This window comes from Streptomyces sp. NPDC059851 (assembly GCF_042732005.1).
GTDB lineage: Bacteria > Actinomycetota > Actinomycetes > Streptomycetales > Streptomycetaceae > Streptomyces.
The window spans coordinates 1-3,059 of the sequence record NZ_JBHWJJ010000089.1; the positions used below are offsets into that span (position 1 = coordinate 1).

A 3,059-nucleotide genomic window follows, 5' to 3' on the forward strand; every position below is an offset into this window, starting at 1 on the left:
CCCTCACACGGGAAGGAGACGGAACACCCATGCCACGGATGCCGTTGGCCGAGCGGCGTCGGCAGCTGACCGAGGCCGCGATCCGCGCGATGGCCCGCGACGGCGTCGCCCGGACGACGACCCGCTCCATCGTCGCCGAGGCGTGCGTGTCGTTGAGCGTCTTCCACTACTGCTTCGACTCCAAGCAGGCGTTGCTGGAATCGGTCATCGAGACCATCACCGACCACTACCTCGGGGTGGTCACGGAGGCGGTCCGGCCGCGCGCCACCCTCCGCGAGACGGTACGGGCCGGCTTCCGCGCCTACTGGGACCACGTCCGCGCCAGCCCCGCCGAGCACATGCTCACCTACGAGCTCACCCAGTACGCCCTGCGCCAGCCCGGGTTCGAGCACCTCGCGCGGCGCCAGCACGAGCTGTACTGCGCGACGTACGCCGACTTGATCGAGCAGGTCCGCGGCGAGCTCGACTTCGAGCTGTGCGTCCCGGTCCCCGTGCTGGCCCGCTACCTGGCCGCCATGACGGACGGACTCACCCTGAACTTCCTGGTCCTCGGCGACGACCGCGCGGCGGCGGCGATCCTCGACATGGTCGCCGAGCACGTCGCCGGGCTGGTCCGGACCGGGGAGCCCGCGGAAGCGAGTGGGCAGACGGCAGCGGTGGGGATACCCGTCGGCTGACGGGCGGGGCGGCGCCCCGCTCAGTACGGCCGGGGTGACATCACCAGCGGCTGGGCGGCGTCGGGCGCCTCCAGGACGCAGCGGGGGACGCCGGGTCCCGGTGTGGCGCGCACGGCGACCGGTGTCGGCGGCACGGTCGGCAGCTCCACGTGGACGAGGACCGGCCGGTCACCGTGCGTGGTGGCGTGACCGGTCTCCTTGCCGTCGACGAGGACCTCCACCTCCACCCGGTGCCCCGTCTCGATGGTCGCGCTGACGGAATGCCCGGCATGGTCGATGTGGAAGTGATGGCGTCGTCTCATGGGGTCGCCTCCGGGCCGGGCACACTGGCACACCGCCCCCTGGTCCAGGGTAATCGCGGGCGGTGCGGCCCGCAGCGGACGTTTTGGATTGCCGCTCGTTCCTCAATACGATCCGGCGATGATCACAAGAAAATGGGTGGCGGCCGGGGCGTGCGGCCTGCTGGCCACGCTCGCGGTCGGGTTGTTCCCGGCGAGCGCGGCGGCCGGCGAACCGGTGGGGAAGGACTCGCCGAAGGTCGAGCTGGTGCTGGACGTCAGCGGCTCGATGCGGGCGACGGACATCGACGGCACCTCCCGCATGGCGGCGGCCAAGCAGGCCTTCAACGAGGTCCTGGACGCCACGCCGGAGGAGGTGCAGCTCGGGATACGGACGCTCGGGGCGACCTACCCGGGCGAGGACCGGCAGCTCGGCTGCAAGGACACCAAGCAGCTCTACCCGGTCGGCAAGCTGAACCGGACCGAGGCCAAGACGGCCGTGGCGACCCTCGCCCCCACCGGCTGGACCCCGATCGGTCCGGCCCTGCTGGGCGCGGCCGAGGACCTCAAGGGCGGCAACGCCACCCGGCGGATCGTGCTGATCACCGACGGCGAAGACACCTGCGCCCCGCTCGACCCGTGCGAGGTGGCGCGGGACATCGCCGCCCAGGGCATCCACCTGGTCATCGACACCCTCGGCCTGGTCCCCGACGCCAAGACCCGCGACCAGCTGGTCTGCATCGCCGAGGCCACCGGCGGCACCTACACCGCGGTGCAGCACACCGCCGAACTCTCCGGCCGCGTCAAGCAGCTCGTGGACCGGGCTGCCGCCCCCGTGGTCACCCCGGTGGCGACCGAGGGTGCCAAACAGTGCCAGGGCGCCCCCAAGCTGGGCGCGGGCCTGTACACGGACCGCGAGGCCTTCGGCGAGCACCGCTGGTACCAGGTGGACGTGAAGCCCGGCCAGGAGCTGCGCGCCTCGGTGAGCATCGGTGTCGACCGCGCCGTCAACAACGACTACGGCGTGCTCCTGCGGGCCACGACCGTCCACGGCCGCGAGATCGTGCGCGGCTCGGAGGCGGGCGACGGCCGCACCGACGTGATCTCGACGGGCCTGCGCTACCCGAAGGCCGAGGCCGACGGGGACGAGGACGGGGCCGGGGGCAAGGCCGGTGACGGCGGGCCCGCCGCCGAGACCGTCTGCCTCCAGGTCAGCAACTCCTTCTCGGCGCCCGCTTCCGTCAAGACGACCCCGGGCATGCCGGTGGAGCTCACCATCGACGTGGTGGACGGCCCGGACGACACCGCGGACGCGGCCTCGTTCGGCCTCGGTCGCGGCTGGTGGCTGCTGGGCGTCCTGGTGCTGGCAGGTCTCGTCGCGGGCCTGGTGTGGGGCTGGCTCTCCCGCTGGCGTGTCTCGGTCTGGAGGACCAACTGATGCGTACCGTACGGATGGTGACCGCCGCGGTGCTGGCCGCCGGCGGTGTCCTGGCCGCGTCCGGCGCGGCCGCGGCCGAGACCCCCTCGGCGAGTGCGAGCCCGAGCGGGGCCGCCTCCGGCCCGACGGAGGCCGGAACGGCCTTCCGCACGGCCACGCCGGTCAAGCCGGGCCAGGTCGCCACGGCCGAAGCGTCCACGGGCGACTACCTGTACTGGGTGCTGCCGCTGGACTCCGGGCAGCGGGCCACGGTCCGGGCGACGGTGAAGCTGCCCGAGGCGTCGTCCCGCCACGCGGCGTCGACGTGGCGCCTCGACGTGTACGACGGCCTGCGGCGCCGGCAGCCGTGCACGTACGCCGCGCAGTCCGCGGCGGCGGCCAAGGAGGCCGCGACGGTCGAGCTGTCCTGCACGTTGCGCACGGTCCGCCCGGGCGCCGAGGCATGGGCCAACGACCCTCTGCCGGGTAGCTACTACGTGCGCCTGACCGCGGTGAACCTGGCCCAGGAGGACCTCGGCCGGAAGGTGCGGGCCGAGATGCGGGCCGATGTCAACGACACCGGGGGCGCGTTCGCCTCGGACGGTGCCGTGGCCGAGCCGCTGGTCCCGGGCGTCACGGCCCGGGCCGCGGCGGTCGAGGCCGCGAAGAAGGAGGGGAAGGAGCCGC

4 protein-coding genes are annotated in these 3,059 nt (G+C 73.4%); 3 read left to right on the forward strand and 1 reads right to left on the reverse strand.

The features are described from left to right. The first annotated feature begins 29 nt into the window (after positions 1 to 29). A complete protein-coding gene (locus ACFV7Q_RS25990; RefSeq protein ID WP_385431771.1) occupies positions 30 to 677 on the forward strand; it encodes a TetR/AcrR family transcriptional regulator in 648 nt (215 codons plus the stop codon). A gap of 20 nt (positions 678 to 697) precedes the next feature. Here the strand turns inward: ACFV7Q_RS25990 and ACFV7Q_RS25995 are convergent, their stop codons facing one another. Next, the gene (locus tag ACFV7Q_RS25995; protein WP_385431773.1) at positions 698 to 979 is read right to left on the reverse strand and encodes a hypothetical protein; all 282 of its coding nucleotides are present in this window, start codon (positions 977 to 979) and stop codon (positions 698 to 700) included. Positions 980 to 1,097: 118 nt separating this feature from the next. Here ACFV7Q_RS25995 and ACFV7Q_RS26000 point away from each other — a divergent pair, with 118 nt between their 5' ends. Continuing rightward, on the forward strand, positions 1,098 to 2,393 hold the full coding sequence (locus ACFV7Q_RS26000) for a VWA domain-containing protein (RefSeq protein ID WP_385431774.1): 1,296 nt from the start codon (positions 1,098 to 1,100) through the stop codon (positions 2,391 to 2,393). Then, on the forward strand, positions 2,393 to 3,059 hold a 667-nt coding region (locus tag ACFV7Q_RS26005; RefSeq protein ID WP_385431776.1), incomplete at its 3' end, for a hypothetical protein. The genes ACFV7Q_RS26000 and ACFV7Q_RS26005, both read left to right, overlap by 1 nt.

What these genes read in the sequence shown, in the direction of transcription:
- ACFV7Q_RS25990 (WP_385431771.1), top strand. Translation starts at nt 30, where the DNA reads ATGCCACGGATGCCGTTGGCCGAGCGGCGTCGGCAGCTGACCGAGGCC.
- ACFV7Q_RS25995 (WP_385431773.1), bottom strand. Translation starts at nt 979, where the DNA reads ATGAGACGACGCCATCACTTCCACATCGACCATGCCGGGCATTCCGTC.
- ACFV7Q_RS26000 (WP_385431774.1), top strand. Translation starts at nt 1,098, where the DNA reads ATGATCACAAGAAAATGGGTGGCGGCCGGGGCGTGCGGCCTGCTGGCC.